Annotated in this window: 18 protein-coding genes and 1 pseudogene; 3 read left to right on the top strand and 16 right to left on the bottom strand. The window is 41.0% G+C overall.

Annotated features, from left to right (window positions below; genetic code table 11):
• Positions 1 to 40: 40 nt before the first annotated feature.
• The 6 genes from BCAMP_RS07485 to BCAMP_RS07460 form a co-directional block, all read right to left on the bottom strand.
• On the bottom strand, positions 41 to 1,156 hold the full coding sequence (locus BCAMP_RS07485; protein WP_035314841.1) for an N-acetyldiaminopimelate deacetylase: 1,116 nt from the start codon (positions 1,154 to 1,156) through the stop codon (positions 41 to 43).
• A gap of 22 nt (positions 1,157 to 1,178) precedes the next feature.
• Positions 1,179 to 1,889, bottom strand: a complete 711-nt coding sequence (gene dapD, locus BCAMP_RS07480; RefSeq protein WP_035314840.1) for a 2,3,4,5-tetrahydropyridine-2,6-dicarboxylate N-acetyltransferase — start codon at positions 1,887 to 1,889, stop codon at positions 1,179 to 1,181.
• A gap of 44 nt (positions 1,890 to 1,933) precedes the next feature.
• Positions 1,934 to 2,824, bottom strand: coding sequence for a LysR family transcriptional regulator (locus BCAMP_RS07475; protein WP_035314839.1), 891 nt, complete (start codon positions 2,822 to 2,824; stop codon positions 1,934 to 1,936).
• A 32-nt stretch (positions 2,825 to 2,856) separates the two neighbouring features.
• Complete coding sequence (gene cbpB / locus BCAMP_RS07470; RefSeq protein WP_035314838.1) at positions 2,857 to 3,300, bottom strand: cyclic-di-AMP-binding protein CbpB; 444 nt, start codon at positions 3,298 to 3,300, stop codon at positions 2,857 to 2,859.
• Positions 3,301 to 3,455: 155 nt separating this feature from the next.
• Positions 3,456 to 3,689 carry a YkuJ family protein gene (locus tag BCAMP_RS07465; protein WP_035314837.1) on the bottom strand — a complete coding sequence of 78 codons (234 nt, stop codon included), beginning with the start codon at positions 3,687 to 3,689 and terminating at the stop codon, positions 3,456 to 3,458.
• Positions 3,690 to 3,806: 117 nt separating this feature from the next.
• A complete protein-coding gene (locus BCAMP_RS07460) occupies positions 3,807 to 4,040 on the bottom strand; it encodes a hypothetical protein (RefSeq protein ID WP_035314836.1) in 234 nt (77 codons plus the stop codon).
• 161 nt (positions 4,041 to 4,201) lie between these two features.
• On the opposite strand from BCAMP_RS07460, the gene BCAMP_RS07455 reads away from it, so the two are divergent.
• Positions 4,202 to 5,392, top strand: a complete 1,191-nt coding sequence (locus BCAMP_RS07455) for an aminotransferase class I/II-fold pyridoxal phosphate-dependent enzyme (protein ID WP_051456961.1) — start codon at positions 4,202 to 4,204, stop codon at positions 5,390 to 5,392.
• Positions 5,393 to 5,499: 107 nt separating this feature from the next.
• Here the strand turns inward: BCAMP_RS07455 and BCAMP_RS07450 are convergent, their stop codons facing one another.
• The 10 genes and pseudogenes from BCAMP_RS07450 to BCAMP_RS07400 all read right to left on the bottom strand — a co-directional run bounded on the left by BCAMP_RS07450 (position 5,500) and on the right by BCAMP_RS07400 (position 15,981).
• Positions 5,500 to 5,946 carry a threonine/serine exporter family protein gene (locus tag BCAMP_RS07450; protein ID WP_051456960.1) on the bottom strand — a complete coding sequence of 149 codons (447 nt, stop codon included), beginning with the start codon at positions 5,944 to 5,946 and terminating at the stop codon, positions 5,500 to 5,502.
• Positions 5,947 to 5,959: 13 nt separating this feature from the next.
• Positions 5,960 to 6,715, bottom strand: a complete 756-nt coding sequence (locus BCAMP_RS07445) for a threonine/serine exporter family protein (protein WP_269479275.1) — start codon at positions 6,713 to 6,715, stop codon at positions 5,960 to 5,962.
• A 76-nt stretch (positions 6,716 to 6,791) separates the two neighbouring features.
• Positions 6,792 to 7,656: pseudogene (locus tag BCAMP_RS07440) on the bottom strand (NAD(P)-dependent oxidoreductase).
• Between the two features lie 86 nt (positions 7,657 to 7,742).
• The gene (ptsP, locus tag BCAMP_RS07435) at positions 7,743 to 9,461 is read right to left on the bottom strand and encodes a phosphoenolpyruvate--protein phosphotransferase (protein ID WP_035314834.1); all 1,719 of its coding nucleotides are present in this window, start codon (positions 9,459 to 9,461) and stop codon (positions 7,743 to 7,745) included.
• Positions 9,461 to 9,727, bottom strand: coding sequence for a phosphocarrier protein HPr (locus BCAMP_RS07430; RefSeq protein ID WP_029090620.1), 267 nt, complete (start codon positions 9,725 to 9,727; stop codon positions 9,461 to 9,463). Before BCAMP_RS07430 ends, ptsP begins: the two co-directional genes overlap by 1 nt.
• Before the next feature lie 320 nt (positions 9,728 to 10,047).
• A complete protein-coding gene (locus BCAMP_RS07425) occupies positions 10,048 to 10,728 on the bottom strand; it encodes an ABC transporter ATP-binding protein (protein ID WP_156921187.1) in 681 nt (226 codons plus the stop codon).
• 2 nt (positions 10,729 to 10,730) lie between these two features.
• Positions 10,731 to 11,813 (bottom strand): ABC transporter permease, encoded by a 1,083-nt coding sequence (locus BCAMP_RS07420; RefSeq protein WP_035314832.1) that lies wholly within the window; start codon positions 11,811 to 11,813, stop codon positions 10,731 to 10,733.
• 70 nt (positions 11,814 to 11,883) lie between these two features.
• Complete coding sequence (locus BCAMP_RS07415; protein ID WP_035314831.1) at positions 11,884 to 13,248, bottom strand: sensor histidine kinase; 1,365 nt, start codon at positions 13,246 to 13,248, stop codon at positions 11,884 to 11,886.
• A complete protein-coding gene (locus BCAMP_RS07410; protein ID WP_035314830.1) occupies positions 13,245 to 13,916 on the bottom strand; it encodes a response regulator transcription factor in 672 nt (223 codons plus the stop codon). The genes BCAMP_RS07415 and BCAMP_RS07410 overlap by 4 nt, the downstream gene beginning before the upstream one ends.
• Positions 13,917 to 14,574: 658 nt before the next feature.
• The gene (locus tag BCAMP_RS07400) at positions 14,575 to 15,981 is read right to left on the bottom strand and encodes a DHA2 family efflux MFS transporter permease subunit (protein WP_035314828.1); all 1,407 of its coding nucleotides are present in this window, start codon (positions 15,979 to 15,981) and stop codon (positions 14,575 to 14,577) included.
• Positions 15,982 to 16,158: 177 nt separating this feature from the next.
• Here BCAMP_RS07400 and BCAMP_RS07395 point away from each other — a divergent pair, with 177 nt between their 5' ends.
• Both BCAMP_RS07395 and BCAMP_RS07390 read left to right on the top strand, forming a co-directional pair.
• Positions 16,159 to 16,749, top strand: coding sequence for a TetR/AcrR family transcriptional regulator (locus tag BCAMP_RS07395; protein ID WP_035314827.1), 591 nt, complete (start codon positions 16,159 to 16,161; stop codon positions 16,747 to 16,749).
• A gap of 82 nt (positions 16,750 to 16,831) precedes the next feature.
• Positions 16,832 to 17,011: helix-turn-helix domain-containing protein (locus tag BCAMP_RS07390; RefSeq protein WP_035314826.1), on the top strand; the 180-nt coding region annotated here is incomplete at its 3' end.

Here is a 17,011-nt window from a genome sequence, read left to right as displayed (position 1 = left end):
CATCACCCATTAGTTAAACACTAATAGGTGATGGCTTTTTTCAGACGTTTAAATAGTTTGTTAAGACGTCGACTGCAAACGCTAATGCGTCCTCATTAGGTGACATTCTGGCATGATGGAGGCCATCTGCTGAATCGACTCCTAACCAAAACATAAAGCCTGGAATTTTTTCAAGCATGTAACCAAAATCTTCCCCCGTCATCGCAGCCGGACAAGCAACATAACTTTCGGGATACTGTTCATTCAAATACGTAATAAATTGCGCCGTTTCGGTTTCATCATTAAACACCTGCATATAAGCTGGTCGTTCTGTTCGTGTAATTTCACAGTTGTAGGCGATTTGGAAACCATCAATCAATTGACGAATACGTTTATTGACAATCAGCATCGTTTCTTTCGATAAAGTTCGGATTGTGCCTTCAATTTCGGCCTTTTCAGCAATGACATTCATCGTATTCCCCGCTACAATCTTACCGACAGTAATCACGGCACTATCGAGTGGATCAATGTTACGGCTAATAATCAATTGCAATTGCGTCACAAATTGACAAGCGGCAACAACCATATCATTCGCTTGATGAGGATACGCCGCGTGACCACCCTTACCCTTGAATTCAACAAATAATTCACAGGTGTTCGCAAATAAAATCCCTGGTTTCACGGCAATCTTACCAACCGGATACTCCGGTGCCACATGCAATGCCATAATCTTATCCGGCCACCAGTTTTTCATTTCAGCTGATTGCATCATTGGCAAGGCACCACCAGGATTTTCTTCAGCCGGCTGAAAGTAAAACACAACTGTATCATCAATCCGGTCAGTCACAATATTGGTAAGAACACCTAACGCAATCGTCATGTGAAAATCATGACCACAAGCGTGCATTCGCCCCTCATGTTCCGAAGCAAAGGCCAAGCCTGTGTCTTCAACAATCGGCAAGCCATCAATATCCGCACGGTAGCCAACAACTTTCGTCGGTGCCTTCCCTTCAACTCGAACGAGTAAGCCGGTCCGCCATTCTTTCACTTGCATGAATGCTTGCGGTAACGTTGAAAGATAGTCCCGTAAATAGGCCTGTGTCTTAAATTCAGCATACCCGAGTTCAGGTATTTGATGTAACGCACGTCTAATCGTTTGTAAGTCCGCTAAGTTCATTGATGTCCCTTCTTTCTATTGCTTAAAGTTCACGTAACGCTGCCATAATTTCAGTTTTCGAACGGGTTTGGTCGTCAATTTTTTTAATTTCACGCGCAGGTACACCCGCAACAACTGTACCAGGAGCGACATCTTTAATGACAACCGCACCGGCAGCAACAACTGCGCCTTTACCAATGCGAACACCTTCTAAAACCGTACAGTTTGCCCCAATTAAGACATCATCTTCTACAATGACTGGTTGTGCTGATGGCGGTTCAACAACACCAGCTAACACTGTTCCAGCACCAATGTGACAGTTATCACCAACGGTCGCACGTCCACCAAGCGTTACATTCATGTCAATCATCGTATTTTTGCCGATGACTGCTCCAATGTTAATTAAAGCACCCATCATAATAACCGCATTATCACCAATTTCAACTTGGTCACGAATCATCACATCTGGTTCAATTCGGGCGTTGAATTTCTTCAAGTCGACTTCTGGAATCGCTGAATTACGACGGTCATTTTCTAAGACATAATCTTTAATGTAAGCTGTATTTTCTGCTAAAAAAGGTTCAACAACATCCCATTCACCAAAGATGACACCTGACGTTTCAGAAACAAAATCTTTAATTGTCTCCGGAAAGTTTATTTTTGCTAATTCACCCTTAAGGTATACTTTAACCGGTGTTGATTTTTTACTCTCTTGAATAAATTTAATAATCTCATGTGCATCCATTTGTTTCATCTGTCATTCTCCTTTTTAGTCAATTTATTATAGTGTGCCATATTTCAGAATATTTGCAATAGTCCTTTTTCTTTATCCAGTTCTTCGATCAACTGGACAAAGGCTTGTACTTGTGGCAATTGGAAACTTTTCTTATAACCGAGTAACCATGTATCGCGGTGCAGCTGTGTGCCATCTTCTTGAATTAACGGCATTAAATTCAAATCGGTATGCTTGTCGATTGTGAGCAGTGGTAAAATCGTATAGCCCATTCCACTCATCGCCATTTGCTTACACGTTTCAATTTGATCGACCACCAATGTTTTTTCAGGCAAACGATGAAAATATTGCTGCCAATAATCCATAATACTTTGGTCATAGTCTGAATCGGTTTTAAAGCGAATAAACGGGCGTTCTGACGCTAATATGTCTTCAATCGACGTATGATATTTATCGGCAAGCGACAAATTGTCGCCAAATAAATAACGTTTTTCACCTAGCCAATCCGTCTCACCACGGGTGATTGCTAAATGCACCTTGCCATCTGCAATCGCTTGTTGCGCTCGGCGGCTACCACCTGAATCCAATTCAATGTTAACGTGTGGGTAACGTTTCACAAACTCTTTAAAAACAAAAGGGAGCCAGCGTTGCGCTACAATCGTTCCCGAGTATATTTTTAAAGTACCCTGAACGACACCTTCCATTGCTAACAATTTATCAAACACATTTTCTTCACGATTAATAACCGAACGTGCAAATTCTACAATCAATTCACCTTGTGGCGTCAATAATAGGCCTTTACGTGTTCGAATAAACAACTGTTTGCCCCAACGTGCTTCAATCGACTGTAATCGTTGGGATAAGGCCGGCTGTGAAATATAAAGGCGCTCTGCCGTTTTTCGCATATTGAGCTCCTCTGCTAACATATCTAAAATGCGAAATTCAGTTATACTCATTTCTACCATCCTTTGTTTATCATTGGTTTTATTTACTGAGTAACAGGCTGATGAATAGCCTTCGCTAAGCGTTTGAGGGCAACACGACGTGTCACAATCCCCATAAATTCATTTTGATCGTTAACGACACATAAAAACGAATGGTCAATTAACTGTTTAAGTAAAACATCAAACGTAAACCCTTCACGTAAGACGGGATAGTCACGGATGACAACATCTGCTACTTTCACTTCGGGGAGTTGTTCGAATAAAATTCGTTCAATCCCCATGACATGATTAATGATACTCGCATTATTAATCATCCCGATATATTTATTATCGTAATCCAACACAGGTATGAGTGTGTAACCAGTTGTGGTCAATACGAGTAATGTATGTTCTAAACTATTTTCTTCGAAAACATGCGCGACTTTACTTGCCGGAATAAGATAGTCTGACATATTGACTTCAAATTCTTCTTTGAGTAAATGATTCATTCTTAACGCCACCTTTATGTTTACTTCGTCTATCTACTTCCATTTAACCACATTTCCGACAACTTCTAAAGTAAACACCTTAAAAAAAACTGTATCCCTAATCGCAAAAAAACAAAGCAAACAGTTCGTTTACTTTGTTTCGCTGTAACTATTGCTTACTGAGCATCTTGTAATAATTCGAAGATATCAATAGCTGCTAAATCAATGTTATCAAATTGATATTTTTGATCATCTTCAAGAATCATAATTTCAAATGATTCAGTTGCTTGGAAATATTTAACTTCGCAAATTGCTTTGCCTTCTCTTTCGAAACGACGTTGTTGAACTTCAACAGACTCGTCTTCTTTCATTGCGTTTAAACGTTGAATAATACCTGCTAATTGAGACAAGTAAAAAACCCCTCTCTTCTCATTGGAAAATTTGCTTTAAAAATCATCGCATGTATTATCTTATCAGATATCACACATTTTTTCACTAATTATAGATGGTTTTTTTTACGTTTATTTTTATATTTTATTATTGTTTGTCTTTTGCTGACTTTGCAAAAGCCTTGCTACTTCATACATAGCACAGGCTAAGACTTTATTGCGATGATAGCCAACAAAACGATAGGTTTCACCTGCAACGTTCACATAGACTTCACCCCATGATTTAAGCGGCGTAAACGATACAATTTGAAAAACTAATGCCTGACCGTTTACCTTCGTATAAACGCACTCCATTTTTTTCGTTGTGATCATCGTGCCACCTCTTTTTCAATTGATAATAATTATCATTATCAATTATCATACTAAATGTCAGCTATTTTTACAAGGTAATCCCACTTTTTTTTCGTTAATCGCTCCTCCAATGTGCTAAAATAGCAACTAACACATAATCCATAGATGAGGAGTTGTACAACATGGTTCTTCCTTTAAACACGCGCGTATACGACATTCAAATTTCTGGCATTCGCCAATTCAGCGATCAAGTCGGGGTCATTCCTGGTATTATCCCACTGACTCTCGGTGCACCGAATTTTCCCACCCCTTTGCACATTAAAGAAGCAGCTAAACAAGCAATCGATAATAACATTACAAACTACACACCCAATGCAGGGTTTTTATCAACACGCGAAGCCGCAGCCCGTTATTTCGCTAAAAAATACGATTTAGTCTATGACCCTAAAACTGAGATTGTCATCACAGTCGGAGCGACGGAAGCAATTGACCTTGCTTTAAAAACAGTTTTAAACCCCGGTGACGACGTTTTAGTTCCTGACCCCTTGTATCCGGGTTATGAGGCGCCTATTCACCTTGCAGGGGCTAACATGGTCGTTATGGACACAACAACAACTGCCTTCAAAGTGACACCCGCCTTATTAGACGCCTATGTGACACCAACCACAAAGGCTTTGATTTTAGCCTATCCTTGTAACCCCACCGGTGTTACTTATACGAAAGAAGAAGCGATTATTTTAGCAGCTAAAATCAAAGAACTTGGCATCTATTTGATTGCTGATGAAATATACAGTGAGTTAACATACGGCGAGCCTCATTATTCACTCGCCAATGAGATTCGCGAGCAAACAATCGTCTTGAATGGTCTTTCAAAATCACATGCGATGACTGGTTGGCGCATTGGCGTGATTATGGCGAGCGCTCCGATTGTTGAACACGTCCTCAAAATCCACCAAGTAACTGCAACCTGTGCGACGAGTATTTCACAAATGGCCGCAGAGGAAGCCTTTAATAACGGCTTCAATGACTCTGTCGAAATGCGTGACGCCTACCGTGAACGTCGGGATTATCTACAACCATTGCTCGAGCAAATGGCATTCGATGTCATTGCACCAGACGGCGCCTTCTACTTCTTTGTGAAATTACCTGATTACGTGACTGAAAGCAGTTATCAATTCGCGTTAGATTTTGCGACAGAATACAAAATCGCCTTAATTCCTGGCGATTCGTTCTCACAAAAAGGCGACCGTTATTTACGGATTTCATATGCAGCGAGCATGGCTGACCTCATTGTTGCGATGGAACGATTGGCGAAAAAAATGAAAAGTTATAAGGAGCGAAAGTATTTTAAAGCCCGTTTTAAACTGCAGTGATTCGAAAAAAATAACGTCTCGACTATTTCCCGTCAGAGCAATCCGTTACGACACAAAAAGCGACTGCCCTTCCGATAAACATCGGTGAGACAGTCGCTTTTCGTTCATTATCCTTCACGTCGCACAATAAAGCGACGAATATTCGTATTAAAGACCTCTGATAACATTAGACCAATCGCAATTGCACCGGCTACCATCCCGACATGAACGGTATGACTAATCGCTGCAATATAGTCGCCGTTGACGTATTCACGCACGGCTGACATCGCGATAAACCCCGGCACAAGTGGTACGATACCAGGCATATTAAAAATAATCATCGGCATTTTCATCTTGCGTGCCATCCGATCGCTCGCAATCGCTACCGCAAAAGATGCAATTAAGGTGGCCATAATTTTTCCAATCCCCATAAATGTAAAAGCTTCAAAGACTGCCCAGCAGACAGCCCCAATCACACCACAGGCAATAAAGGCCCGTGCTGGCACATTGAGTAACACACCAAAGGTGGCCACTGACACGAAACAAATAGCAATATGTAACAAATAAGTTAACAAGACAATGACCTCCTTAGTTTAATAAAAAACGATACGTAATGGCGATACCAATCGCAATCGAAGCAGCTGATAAAATCGCTTCGACCCCACGACCCATACCCGATATGAGGTGACCTGCTAATAAATCACGCACGGCATTCGCAATTGGCACACCTGGAACAAGTGGCATAACCGCCCCAGTCACGACAATATTCAACATCGACACAAATGACAATCGCACCGCAAAGATACTTATAGCCGCAATTACAATCGAGGCAATAATTTCTGCTAAAAACTTAATTTTCAACAACTCGTCGCTGTAATAAAAAATGAGATAGCCGATGCCTCCAATGAGAGAAGTCACGATAAAGTCTGACCAAACACCACCAAATAGCATCATTAAGGCGCCACTGACAATACAGGCTGATAAGAATTGAATCCAGACAGGATACAGGTTGTTTTCTGTATCTAATCTCACCAAGCGCTTGTATGCTTCGTCCAATGAAATTTCCTTATTTACTAACTCACGTGAAATCTGATTCGCTTCGGTGACTTTTTTCAAATTCAACGTTCGTTTTGTCACTTCTTGTAATTTGATACCCTCATCTTCAATTGTCATAAAGATACCGGTTGGTGTCGCAAAACTATTACCAACTTCAGCCCCGTCATAACAGGCATTGGCAATTCGTTTCATCGTGTCCTCAACCCGGTAATTTTCAGCGCCATTTTCAAGCATGATTTTACCTGTTAGCACACAAATATCAATGACACGTCCTGCTTTAATGCTCAATCAAACTCCTCCTTTCCGACTCCCATCGAAAGACTATTGCCTTAATGATAACAGACAGTTTATTAAATAAACAACCTTAATTTGCAAAATAGTAGTGATAAAGTGCCTGTGTCCCTTTTTCGCTTAAACCGTTGATTGCTAACTGTTCATATAAACGTTCCGCCGTAGCTAATCCTGGTAATTCAAAGTGACATTTTTCTGCTTCATCGAGAGCGATTTTCATATCTTTGATGAAGTGTTTAATAAAGAAACCGGGTTCAAAATCACCTGCCACAATTCGCGGCGCTAAGTTAGACATTGTCCAACTACCAGCGGCACCACTCGCAACCGCTTTTAAGACGTTATTCACATCTAACTGCATTTTTTCAGCATAGACAATCGCTTCGACTACGCCAAGCATCGTACCAGCGACTGCAATTTGATTGACCATCTTCGTATGTTGTCCGTTACCAGCGCTTCCTTGATAAACAATTGTTGCGCCAATTTGTTCGAACAAAGGTTGATCGCATTAAAAATCGCTTCATCGCCACCAACCATAATTGCTAACGTTCCGTTTTGAGCACCGACATCCCCACCAGAAACAGGCGCATCTAACACATGTTGACGTAAGGATAAGCCTTCACATACAGTTCATGTGCAAGGGACGGTGATGAGGTCGTCATATCCACAAAAATCGTTCCTGTTTTTGCTGCTGTTAAAATACCTTCGCGTCCTAAGTAGAGTTGTTCGACATCTGTTGGATACCCCACCATCGTAAAAACAACATCTACTTGTTGCGCTAACTGTTGTGCTGTTTCAACATAAATAGCACCTGCCGCAATGACTGCGGCTGCACGACTCGGCGTACGTGTATAAACCTTAACGTTATTTCCCTTCGCGAGCAGTTGTTTAATCATGCCAGTGCCCATTACACCTGTACCAATAAACCCAATTGTTTTCATCATGACGCCTCCTAAGAACTTTTCTTCATTCTAACATAACTCAAAAAAAACGACCTAGCATAACTGCTAGGTCGTTTGTATCTTACTTATTTAAGGTATTCATCCATTGTTGCAATAACATCTTCTTGTGTCGCACAGTTAATAGCTTTTTCAGCTAACTCTGCCATTTCAGTTGATGATAATTTAGCAATTAATGAACGTGTTTTCAAGACTGATGAGGCACTCATTGAGAACTCATCTAAGCCTAAACCTAACAACAATGGTACTGCTGTTTGATCACCGGCCATCTCGCCACACATACCTGCCCATTTACCTTCTTTGTGAGCTGCGTCAATGACGTTTTTCACAAGACGGAGGATAGCTGGGTTATATGGTTGGTAAAGGTATGAAATATCTTGGTTCATACGGTCAGCAGCCATTGAGTATTGAATCAAATCGTTTGTTCCGATACTCATGAAGTCTACTTCTTTAGCAAATTGATCAGCAATAATAGCAGCGGCCGGAATTTCAATCATAATACCAACTTCGATATGGTCAGAAACCTTGATTCCTTCTGCAACTAATTTCGCTCTTTCTTCTGCTAACATCCCTTTAGCTTTACGGAATTCGCCTAAAGTTGCAATCATTGGGAACATAATGTGTAAGTTACCATAAACACTTGCGCGCAATAACGCACGTAATTGTGTACGGAACATATCTTGTTCTTGGAAGCATAAACGAATCGCACGTACGCCTAAGAATGGGTTCATTTCTTCTGGTAGTTTAAGGTAAGAAAGGTTTTTGTCGCCACCGATGTCCAACGTACGAACAACAACAGGTCCACCCTCTTTTACGCCTTCAAGGACTGCTTTATACGCTTCGAATTGCTCATCTTCAGTCGGGAAGTTATCGCGACCCATAAATAAGAATTCAGTACGGTATAAACCAACACCTTCTGCGCCGTTAGAAGTAACACCTTCCATGTCGCCAGGAGAGCCGATGTTTGCAACTAAAAGAACTTCTTTTCCGTCTTTAGAGACAGATTTTTCGTTTTTCAGTTTTTCCCATTCAGCTTGTTGTGCTTCAAAAGCCGCTTGTTTTTCTTGATACTCAGCTAATTCTTCTGCCGTTGGATCAACAAGGACATGACCTTCTAAACCATCAACAATAATCATTGTGCCGTTAGAAACAGATTCAGTAATTGAACCACTACCTACAATCGCAGGAATTTCTAATGAACGCGCCATGATTGCTGAATGTGATGTACGGCCACCGATGTCTGTTACAAAACCTTGCACAAAGTTACGGTTTAATTGGGCTGTATCTGAAGGCGTTAAATCTTCAGCAACAACCACAACTTCAGTATCAATCAATGTTGGTGAAGGCAATTCAACGTTTAATAAATGTGCCATAATACGTTTACGAACGTCACGGATATCCGCTGCACGTTCGCGCATGTATTCGTTGTCCATTGATTCAAAAATCGTAATAAATGTATCCGTTGCTTCTTGCAAAGCAGCTTCTGCATTGACGTTGTTTTTAATTTGTTCTGCGATTTGACCAGTTACTTCTGGATCTTGAGCCACAAGTAAATGCGCATCAAAGATGGCAGCTTTGTCTTCGCCTAAATCTGTTTTAGCTTTATCACGAATTGCTTCCAATTCTGAGATTGATACAGCTACAGCTGCTTCAAAGCGTTTAATTTCGCCTTCAACATCTGTAATTGTTTTTTTCTCAAATGATAAATCAGGTTCTACTAACAGATAAGCTGGACCAACAGCAATACCGTCTGATGCTGCAATACCGGTAAGTGTTAGTTTAGCCATTATTCTGCCAATCCTTCTTTCTTAAGTGTTTCAGTTAATCCTGCGATTGCTTCTTTTTCGTCAGCACCTTCAGCAGAGATAGTAATTTCAGCACCTTTACCAATACCTAAAGACATTACGCCCATGATTGATTTTAAGTTAACATCTTTGCCGTTATAACCTAATTGAACATCTGAAGCAAATTTGCTTGCTGATTGTACCAATAAAGTTGCAGGGCGTGCGTGAATACCTGTTTCGTCGATAACAGTGAAAGTTTGTTTTTCCATAATTAAAAATCTCCTTTATATATACAGTTGTGACGATTTCATTTTCAATAATAACGGTTTCATAAGCGCTTACATGAATTTCGTTAAACTATAGAAAAATAAAATCTATCCACTACAAAGATTACCATTATTACCTAAATTTCTCAACTATTTTTAGTTCTTTCTTTCTTTTTTTATGCTTATTTCAGACATATTTATGTTGACAGCGTTTACAATGTAAATGCGATTGCCCTTACTATCACATGACTTCTATAAAAAACGGAAACGAACCCTCGCGTGATGCCAAGTTTCGTTTCCGTATAGGCTAACATAGCTTCTCACTATGACCGCTTCACTTCATGTAAGCTACCATTCTCAATCCGAACGATGCGATCGACAAGCGGTAGCACCCGCTCGTCATGTGTCACCATGATTGCAGCTTTTTGATGGCGATGTACTTCTTCGGCAAGCACTTGCACGACTTGATAACCGCGGGTCGCATCGAGACTAGCTGTTGGTTCATCTGCTAAAATCACGTCCGGATTATTCATCAACGCACGACCGATTGACACCCGTTGTTTTTCGCCGCCAGACAAGCTCGCCGGATATTGATGGTGATCCGTCAGTCCTAAGGCGGTCAATAAATGACGCGCTTTGGCCGTCTGTGCTTTTTTATCCTTGCCTTTTCCTATTTCTGTGATGACTTGTAACTGCTCTAACACTGTTAAATATGGCAATAATTGAGCCGATTGAAAGACGAAGCCAATTTTGCGCATACGTAAATCCGTCCGTTGAGCTTGCGAGTATGCATCAATCCGTTCAACGCCAATCGCCACCGAACCACTAGTCGCTGATAAAAGAGCACCAGCAATCGCTAAAAAGGTGCTTTTACCAGAGCCGGATGGCCCGACAATGGCAACAAATTCACCTGCCCTCACTTCTAAGTTGGCATTTTTCAGCACCACTTTTGTTTCTTTACCATCCTTATATGATTTAGTCACATCTGTCATTTTAAATTTCACACTCATTCACCTGCACCTCCGATTGCTTCAATTGGGTCCACCTTAAAAACACGATACAACGATAAAAGTGAACCGAGTAAGGCCACGACTACAAAAATTGCAATGATACCGCTGACCAATGGCAACGAAAGTTCAAAAGGCATCGTTGCTGGTAGTAGTTGCGCCACACCGAGTGTTAGCAACACACTGATGATGATACTAATGAGCGCTAAAAAAATAATTTGCAGCAATAAACTCTTCGCTAAATAACGATTAGTGGCACCCAACGCTTTTAACACACCGTACTGTGACATTTTTTGAATCGTAATAACATAAAAGAATGCCGCTAACACGAAAGTGGCAATCCCAATTAAGAACGCAATCATCATCGTTAATGAGCCTTGTTCTTCTTTATAGCCTGGTATTTGTTTCACAACGGCTGCTTTCGTAACAACCGTCAAGCCTTTGATCGCTAATTGCTGCGCCTCATCATCAGTGATACGCAAGGCAACTACATTAACACCTGCTTTTTTAGTGGCTGACGGTGTTGCGATTTGCTTGAAAGCGGAGGTGCTTAAATAAATGACTGGCGTATGACTATACGCTTTACCAGCCGTAAAACCTTTAATTGTAAAGACCGTTCCCGTCCGCTCATCTTTAAATGCGTCTCCGATAGTATAACCGGCTGCTTTAAAGGAATCGTCTATCACAACCGACTTATCATCAACTGCAGCCAACGTCGGTTGTGGCGCTAATTCCGTTGTGAAATCAATCCCGAAATAAGTTACATCTGTTTTGTTCGTATCCGATGGTGATGTAATCGTTGCCTGTTGCAGTTGCAATGGCATGACTGCCGAGCCGTACTGTTGTTTTATTTGTTGGAGTTGACTGTCACTCACTGTTGAGCGAGCAATCCGTTCCCCAGCATCCTCTTGGATGATAAAATGTGAGACCGGCATCGCCTTGATGGCAGAGGCATTTTCATTGCCTAAACCGGCCGCCAAGCCAGCAACAAATAACACGAGCCAAATAATTAAGGTCATAATGACAACGACCATACTTGAACGTAAGCGTGACTGTTTAATTTCTTTCAGTGCTAAAAACATTTTCTCACTCCCTATCTATGATACCCATAGTATAGAAGTCTTATATGAACTGATGATGAACTTTTGCCAATTATGAGCGTGGCAGTTTCACAGTAAAGGTCGTTTGCGTCTTTGTCGAACGCACCTTAATTTCACCTTGATGACGCTCCACAATTTCAGCTGCAATCGCTAACCCTAGACCACTGCTTTGATGCTGCCGTTCACGTTGTTTATCCGCGATATAAAAGCGGTCAAACAGCTGTTTTAAATCAGTTGCTGGAATAGCCGGTCCTGTGTTCGTTACTGCAAGGATGACGTCGGTTGCTGACATGGACATCCGAATGTCGATACGTCCATCCTGAGGGGTGTAGTTCAAGGCATTACCAATTAAGTTCTGCCAAACTTGATAGAGCAAAGCCTCATGACCCCGAATTAGACTATCGGTTGTTTCAAGCGTGACGGTAATATTCGCCAGCTGCCAACGCCATTGTGTCGCCTTGATAAATTGACGGATTTGCCGTGCAATGCTGACCTCAGCTGTCATTGGTAAGGCCGTTGTTTGATCTAAGTAGGATAACGTCAACAATTCATTTGTTAACTGAGATAGTCGTTTTGTTTCTGCTGAAATAATGGTTAAATAACGGGCTTTCTCAGCCTCACTGACTGTACCTTGTTGTAAAATAGCGGTAAAGCCTTGCATCGTTGTGAGCGGTGTTTGCAGTTCATGTGAGACATTTGCGACAAATTTTTGGCGTTTTTGCTCTGCTTCCGCCAGTTCAGTCGTCATCATCTCGAAGGAACGGGCAAGTTGTCCCAGTTCATCTTGACGTTTTAATGGTAGATTCTCCACCGGTTTACCTGCCGAAAATGCTTCAGTTGCCCTGGTGAGTGCGCGTACCGGTTTAACGAGATAACGCGTCATAATAAAGACGGCCACAATACTAAGCAAGGCACTAAACAAGCCAATGAGGGCAATGAAAATACGCAACTCCCCAAATTGAGCGGCTTGACTCGGGCGAATGAACATCGCCGTATCCCCTACTTTAACGCCTACAGTATTGCGCACATCGTTGTCAAAAAAACCGGTAATAAATAAACCTGTTTTAAACGCTAAAATACCATGATACGTTTCGCCTGCTAGCACCGAGCTAATAACGTCAGCTGATAAGGCGGTTTTGCGAAAGTCATCACCATAAAAGTGTTCGTTGCCATTGGCATCACTTGTGTACACCTCATACCCAAGCTTACCGACCTGTGTTAAGTAACGCGGTAATGACTCCGTTTTATCCCGCTCATAATCCGTTGCAATCGATTGAGCAATCTTCATTATTTTTTGATCATTCACCGGTTTTAGTTGCAGCTGATAATAGAGATTGGCACCAAAAAAGCCGAGTAAACAACTCACCGTCATCACCACTAAAAAAATCGTTACAATGCGGATATATAATGTTTTCATACGATGACCTCTAGCTTATAGCCTAAACCCCGCATCGTTACAATTGCAACGGCTGTATTTTCACCTAAATGTTCGCGCAGCCGTTTAATGTGAACATCCACGGTTCGATCATTGCCTTCGTAAGCAGCACCCCAAATACGTGAAATCAAGTCCTCACGTGTATAGACCCACCCCGGATGACTTGCTAATTCATAGAGCAGTTCAAACTCTTTTAATGGCAGAAAAATATCCGTTTGCTGATGTGTGACCGCATAGGTGCGTCGATCAATCACAAGGTTTCCGACTTCAACTGTTGTTTCGTGGGACAAATCATAACGTCGAAAGAGAGCCTTGATCCGAAATAATAATTCTGCGGTGGCAAAAGGCTTCGTCATGTAATCATCGATTCCTGCTAAAAATCCCTCTGCCTTATTTGCCAACTCACCTTTTGCAGTGAGCATTATGAGCGGAATATCCCGTTCAGCTCGAATTGTACGAGCAACTTCGTAGCCATCTTTTAACGGCATCATAATATCGATTACGACTAAGTCAGGTAGCTGTTGCTCGGCCAAGGCTAACGCTTGCTCGCCGTTGACCGCCTCGATAACATCGTAACCCGTTTCAATTAAAGGATACTTAATTAATTCACGAATGTTTTTATCATCATCGGCAATTAAAATTGTTTTCATTTTAGCCACTCCTTTTTTTGCTCTCGCTGTAATACTACCATAAAGCGACGAAAAAACCCGTTCACAATGTGAACGGGTCCAGACTGAAGATAAACACTGCTCGAGGAACGAAAGTGAAATCAACCGCTTAGAAGCAAATAGCTTGCAAGATAAATGAAGGCGACTATCTACCGTCGCTGCCATTTATCTGAAAGTTGACAGCTTCTGGTTGATGTAACTAGAGGAATGAAAGTGAAATCAGCTCGTAGACAAAGTCGCATTAAACTGCTTTTTCTTTCGAATTCTATGACCGTGACTCTGCCAGTTTAGTTCCAACTGTTAACCCTTTAGCCCTAATCGTCTGCGCTTCTTGTGGTTGTGCATGATGCCCTTCGATAATAACTTCACCGCTACTGTCCATCCCAAAGCGGCCGTTAAAGACTTTGCAGCGCTAAGAGCAACTGAGTCGATACCACCACGTGCGTTGAGAAACACTACTTTTTTATCGCTCATCAGCTGAATCATTTCACCTTTTTTATTATATCTAAACGTAAAACCAGCAATAAAAAAAAATGCTGCCGCATACGTTTATCAGCTTGACCAAAATCAAGTCGAATACGAGATACGAACAACATTTTCAACACTTGTATAGCTACTTAAAGATTGAAATAGCTATTTGTTAGTTGCTTTTTTTAGTTTTGATAAACAACGAGCCGACAAAGCCAATCACTGCCAACACCGCTAACCATGTGAACGCATGTTGAACACCAGCTGACATCATTTGTGGTACCGTCGCTGACGCATTTGCAGCAGCAAATGTTTTTTGACCACTTGTCATTAATAAAATACCGAAGGTTGTTCCGACAGCTCCGGCCACTTGTTGCAACGTACTCATAACGGCTGAACCATCAGGGTATAATTGTGGCGGCAATTGATTTAAACCATATGTTTGACCCGGCATAATAATCAACGTAATACCAATAAAGACCATTGAATGGAATAAAATAACCATCCAAAATGCTGTACTTGTTGTTAAGTTTGATAATAAAAACAACCCGATAGCCGCCAGTAAGAAACCAGTTGGGATAAACGGTTTTGGACCAATTTTATCGAATGAACGACCAACAACAGGTGAAAGTACGGCGTTTAAAAAGCCACCAGGGAGCAAGATAAGACCTGCCATAGCTGAGGATACGAGTAAGCTCCCTTTTAAGTACATTGGTAATAAAATCGCTGATGATAAAATCAACATCATTACGATAATGATAAACAGTAAGCTCAAATTAAACATTGGGTACTTGAAGACTGTCATTTTTAACATCGGATGTTCAATCTTATTTTGACGGATGACAAAAATCACAAGTGCTACGACACCAATTGCCAATGAAAGTAAGACCATTGGGTCACTCATCGAGGAGTCACCCGCAATACTAAAGCCATAGACAATCGCACCGAAGCCAATTGTTGAAAGAATAATTGAGAGCACATCAATTTTTGGTTTGGTAATCGTAGACACATCTTTAATCACTTTAACGCCGAAAATAAAGTTAACGACTAATAAAACCGCACTAATATAAAAAATAAAGTTCCAACCGAGGCCATCGACAATCAGACCTGAAATCGTTGGTGCAATCGCAGGAGCTGCGACGATGACTAAGCCCATTACACCCATTACTGCACCACGTTTATGGATTGGATAAATAACGAGTAAGACATTAATTAATAACGGTAAAACTAGCCCTGTTCCTAACGCTTGAATAATTCGTCCAACTAATAACATTTCAAAATTGACAGCTAACGCTGCTACGAGCGTACCGACAATTGAAAAAATCATTGAGATAATGAATAATTTACGGGTTGAAAACCACTGAATCAGCAAAGCTGAAACGGGCACCAAAATACCTAACACGAGTAAATAGCCTGTTGCTAACCATTGAACGGTTGCTGCTGAAATTGAAAATTCCACCATTAGATTTGTAAAAGCCATATTTAAAGCTGTTTCACTAAATAATCCGACAAACGCTGCGAGCATCAAGGCAAATGCCATCACATTAGGATTAAAAGCTTGTTTTTCGGTTGATTGCATGTATAAGCTCCTCTTTCCATTCTTGAATTAGACCGATTGGTCTAACGACTAGTATATTAGCTTTTTTACTAAATGTCAAACGTTGCTTTTTAGAGATATTTTCCTATTTGACAATTCAGTGACGCTTCTCTATTCTTACTAAAGAAGCATTATTTCATGAATTGAGGTGAACCGTCTATGAAATCTGATCAAGGACAAGCCAAAGAGCGTATTCTCGCAGCCGCCATGCGGTTGTTCCATTTTAGAGGCTATCATGCCACTGGCCTATCACAAATTTTAGCCGAAAGTAAGGCGCCTAAAGGATCGCTCTACTACCATTTTCCTGGTGGAAAAGAACAGCTCGCGATTGAGGCCATTCAACAATCAACGAGTATTATTACCGCGGCAATGATTGCTGATTTAGCCAAATTTGATGACATCATCGAATCGTTTAATTTTCATATAATGAGCATCGCGACGAAGTTCACTGACTTCGATTCCAATACAGATTTTTCAACCATTCCCTTCGGTCTCATTGCAAGCGAAACTGCCCTTGTCAATGAAAACATTCGAAAAACATGCGAGGTCACCTATCAAATTATTGAGGACGTCTATATTCACCGTTTTTTGCAAGCTGGCTACTCACAAGCCGAAGCCGAAATGTTAAGTGCCACTTTTAACGCGCTCGTCGAAGGAGCCGTCACCTTAAGTGTCACCCTTAAATCAAATGCACCACTCCTTAATATTAAAAATGTCGTGCCCTTATTACTGCATAAAAAAGAGAAATGAGCTAAGGAACTGCCACTATAATTAGATACAACTAAAAAAGAGCACCTCAAATTTGGTAAAATAAATTCGGAGGTGTTTTCTGATGTCAAAACATAATTTTTATCCTGTTGAATTAAAGATTCAAATTATTAAACGGTTTCTGAATGGTGAAAGCGCAGCTTCACTTCGTGAAGAATTTAAAATCCCTAGTAGTGGAACTCTTTACAGATGGAAAGATTGGTACCTAAATGGTGAAATAAGAAGTCTAGAAAGTTCTTCTGGA

The sequence above is a fragment of the Brochothrix campestris FSL F6-1037 genome (genome assembly GCF_000525915.1).
In the GTDB taxonomy this organism is placed as follows: Bacteria; Bacillota; Bacilli; order Lactobacillales; family Listeriaceae; genus Brochothrix; species Brochothrix campestris.
The sequence above is the reverse complement of the archived record's forward strand: the minus strand, read 5'-3'. Positions and strand labels throughout refer to the sequence as shown.

What these genes read in the sequence shown, in the direction of transcription:
- dapD (WP_035314840.1), bottom strand. Translation starts at nt 1,889, where the DNA reads ATGAAACAAATGGATGCACATGAGATTATTAAATTTATTCAAGAGAGT.
- BCAMP_RS07485 (WP_035314841.1), bottom strand. Translation starts at nt 1,156, where the DNA reads ATGAACTTAGCGGACTTACAAACGATTAGACGTGCGTTACATCAAATA.
- BCAMP_RS07415 (WP_035314831.1), bottom strand. Translation starts at nt 13,248, where the DNA reads ATGAAAACATTATATATCCGCATTGTAACGATTTTTTTAGTGGTGATG.
- BCAMP_RS07430 (WP_029090620.1), bottom strand. Translation starts at nt 9,727, where the DNA reads ATGGAAAAACAAACTTTCACTGTTATCGACGAAACAGGTATTCACGCA.
- BCAMP_RS07455 (WP_051456961.1), top strand. Translation starts at nt 4,202, where the DNA reads ATGGTTCTTCCTTTAAACACGCGCGTATACGACATTCAAATTTCTGGC.
- BCAMP_RS07460 (WP_035314836.1), bottom strand. Translation starts at nt 4,040, where the DNA reads ATGATCACAACGAAAAAAATGGAGTGCGTTTATACGAAGGTAAACGGT.
- BCAMP_RS07420 (WP_035314832.1), bottom strand. Translation starts at nt 11,813, where the DNA reads ATGTTTTTAGCACTGAAAGAAATTAAACAGTCACGCTTACGTTCAAGT.
- ptsP (WP_035314834.1), bottom strand. Translation starts at nt 9,461, where the DNA reads ATGGCTAAACTAACACTTACCGGTATTGCAGCATCAGACGGTATTGCT.
- BCAMP_RS07410 (WP_035314830.1), bottom strand. Translation starts at nt 13,916, where the DNA reads ATGAAAACAATTTTAATTGCCGATGATGATAAAAACATTCGTGAATTA.
- BCAMP_RS07400 (WP_035314828.1), bottom strand. Translation starts at nt 15,981, where the DNA reads ATGCAATCAACCGAAAAACAAGCTTTTAATCCTAATGTGATGGCATTT.
- cbpB (WP_035314838.1), bottom strand. Translation starts at nt 3,300, where the DNA reads ATGAATCATTTACTCAAAGAAGAATTTGAAGTCAATATGTCAGACTAT.
- BCAMP_RS07475 (WP_035314839.1), bottom strand. Translation starts at nt 2,824, where the DNA reads ATGAGTATAACTGAATTTCGCATTTTAGATATGTTAGCAGAGGAGCTC.
- BCAMP_RS07395 (WP_035314827.1), top strand. Translation starts at nt 16,159, where the DNA reads ATGAAATCTGATCAAGGACAAGCCAAAGAGCGTATTCTCGCAGCCGCC.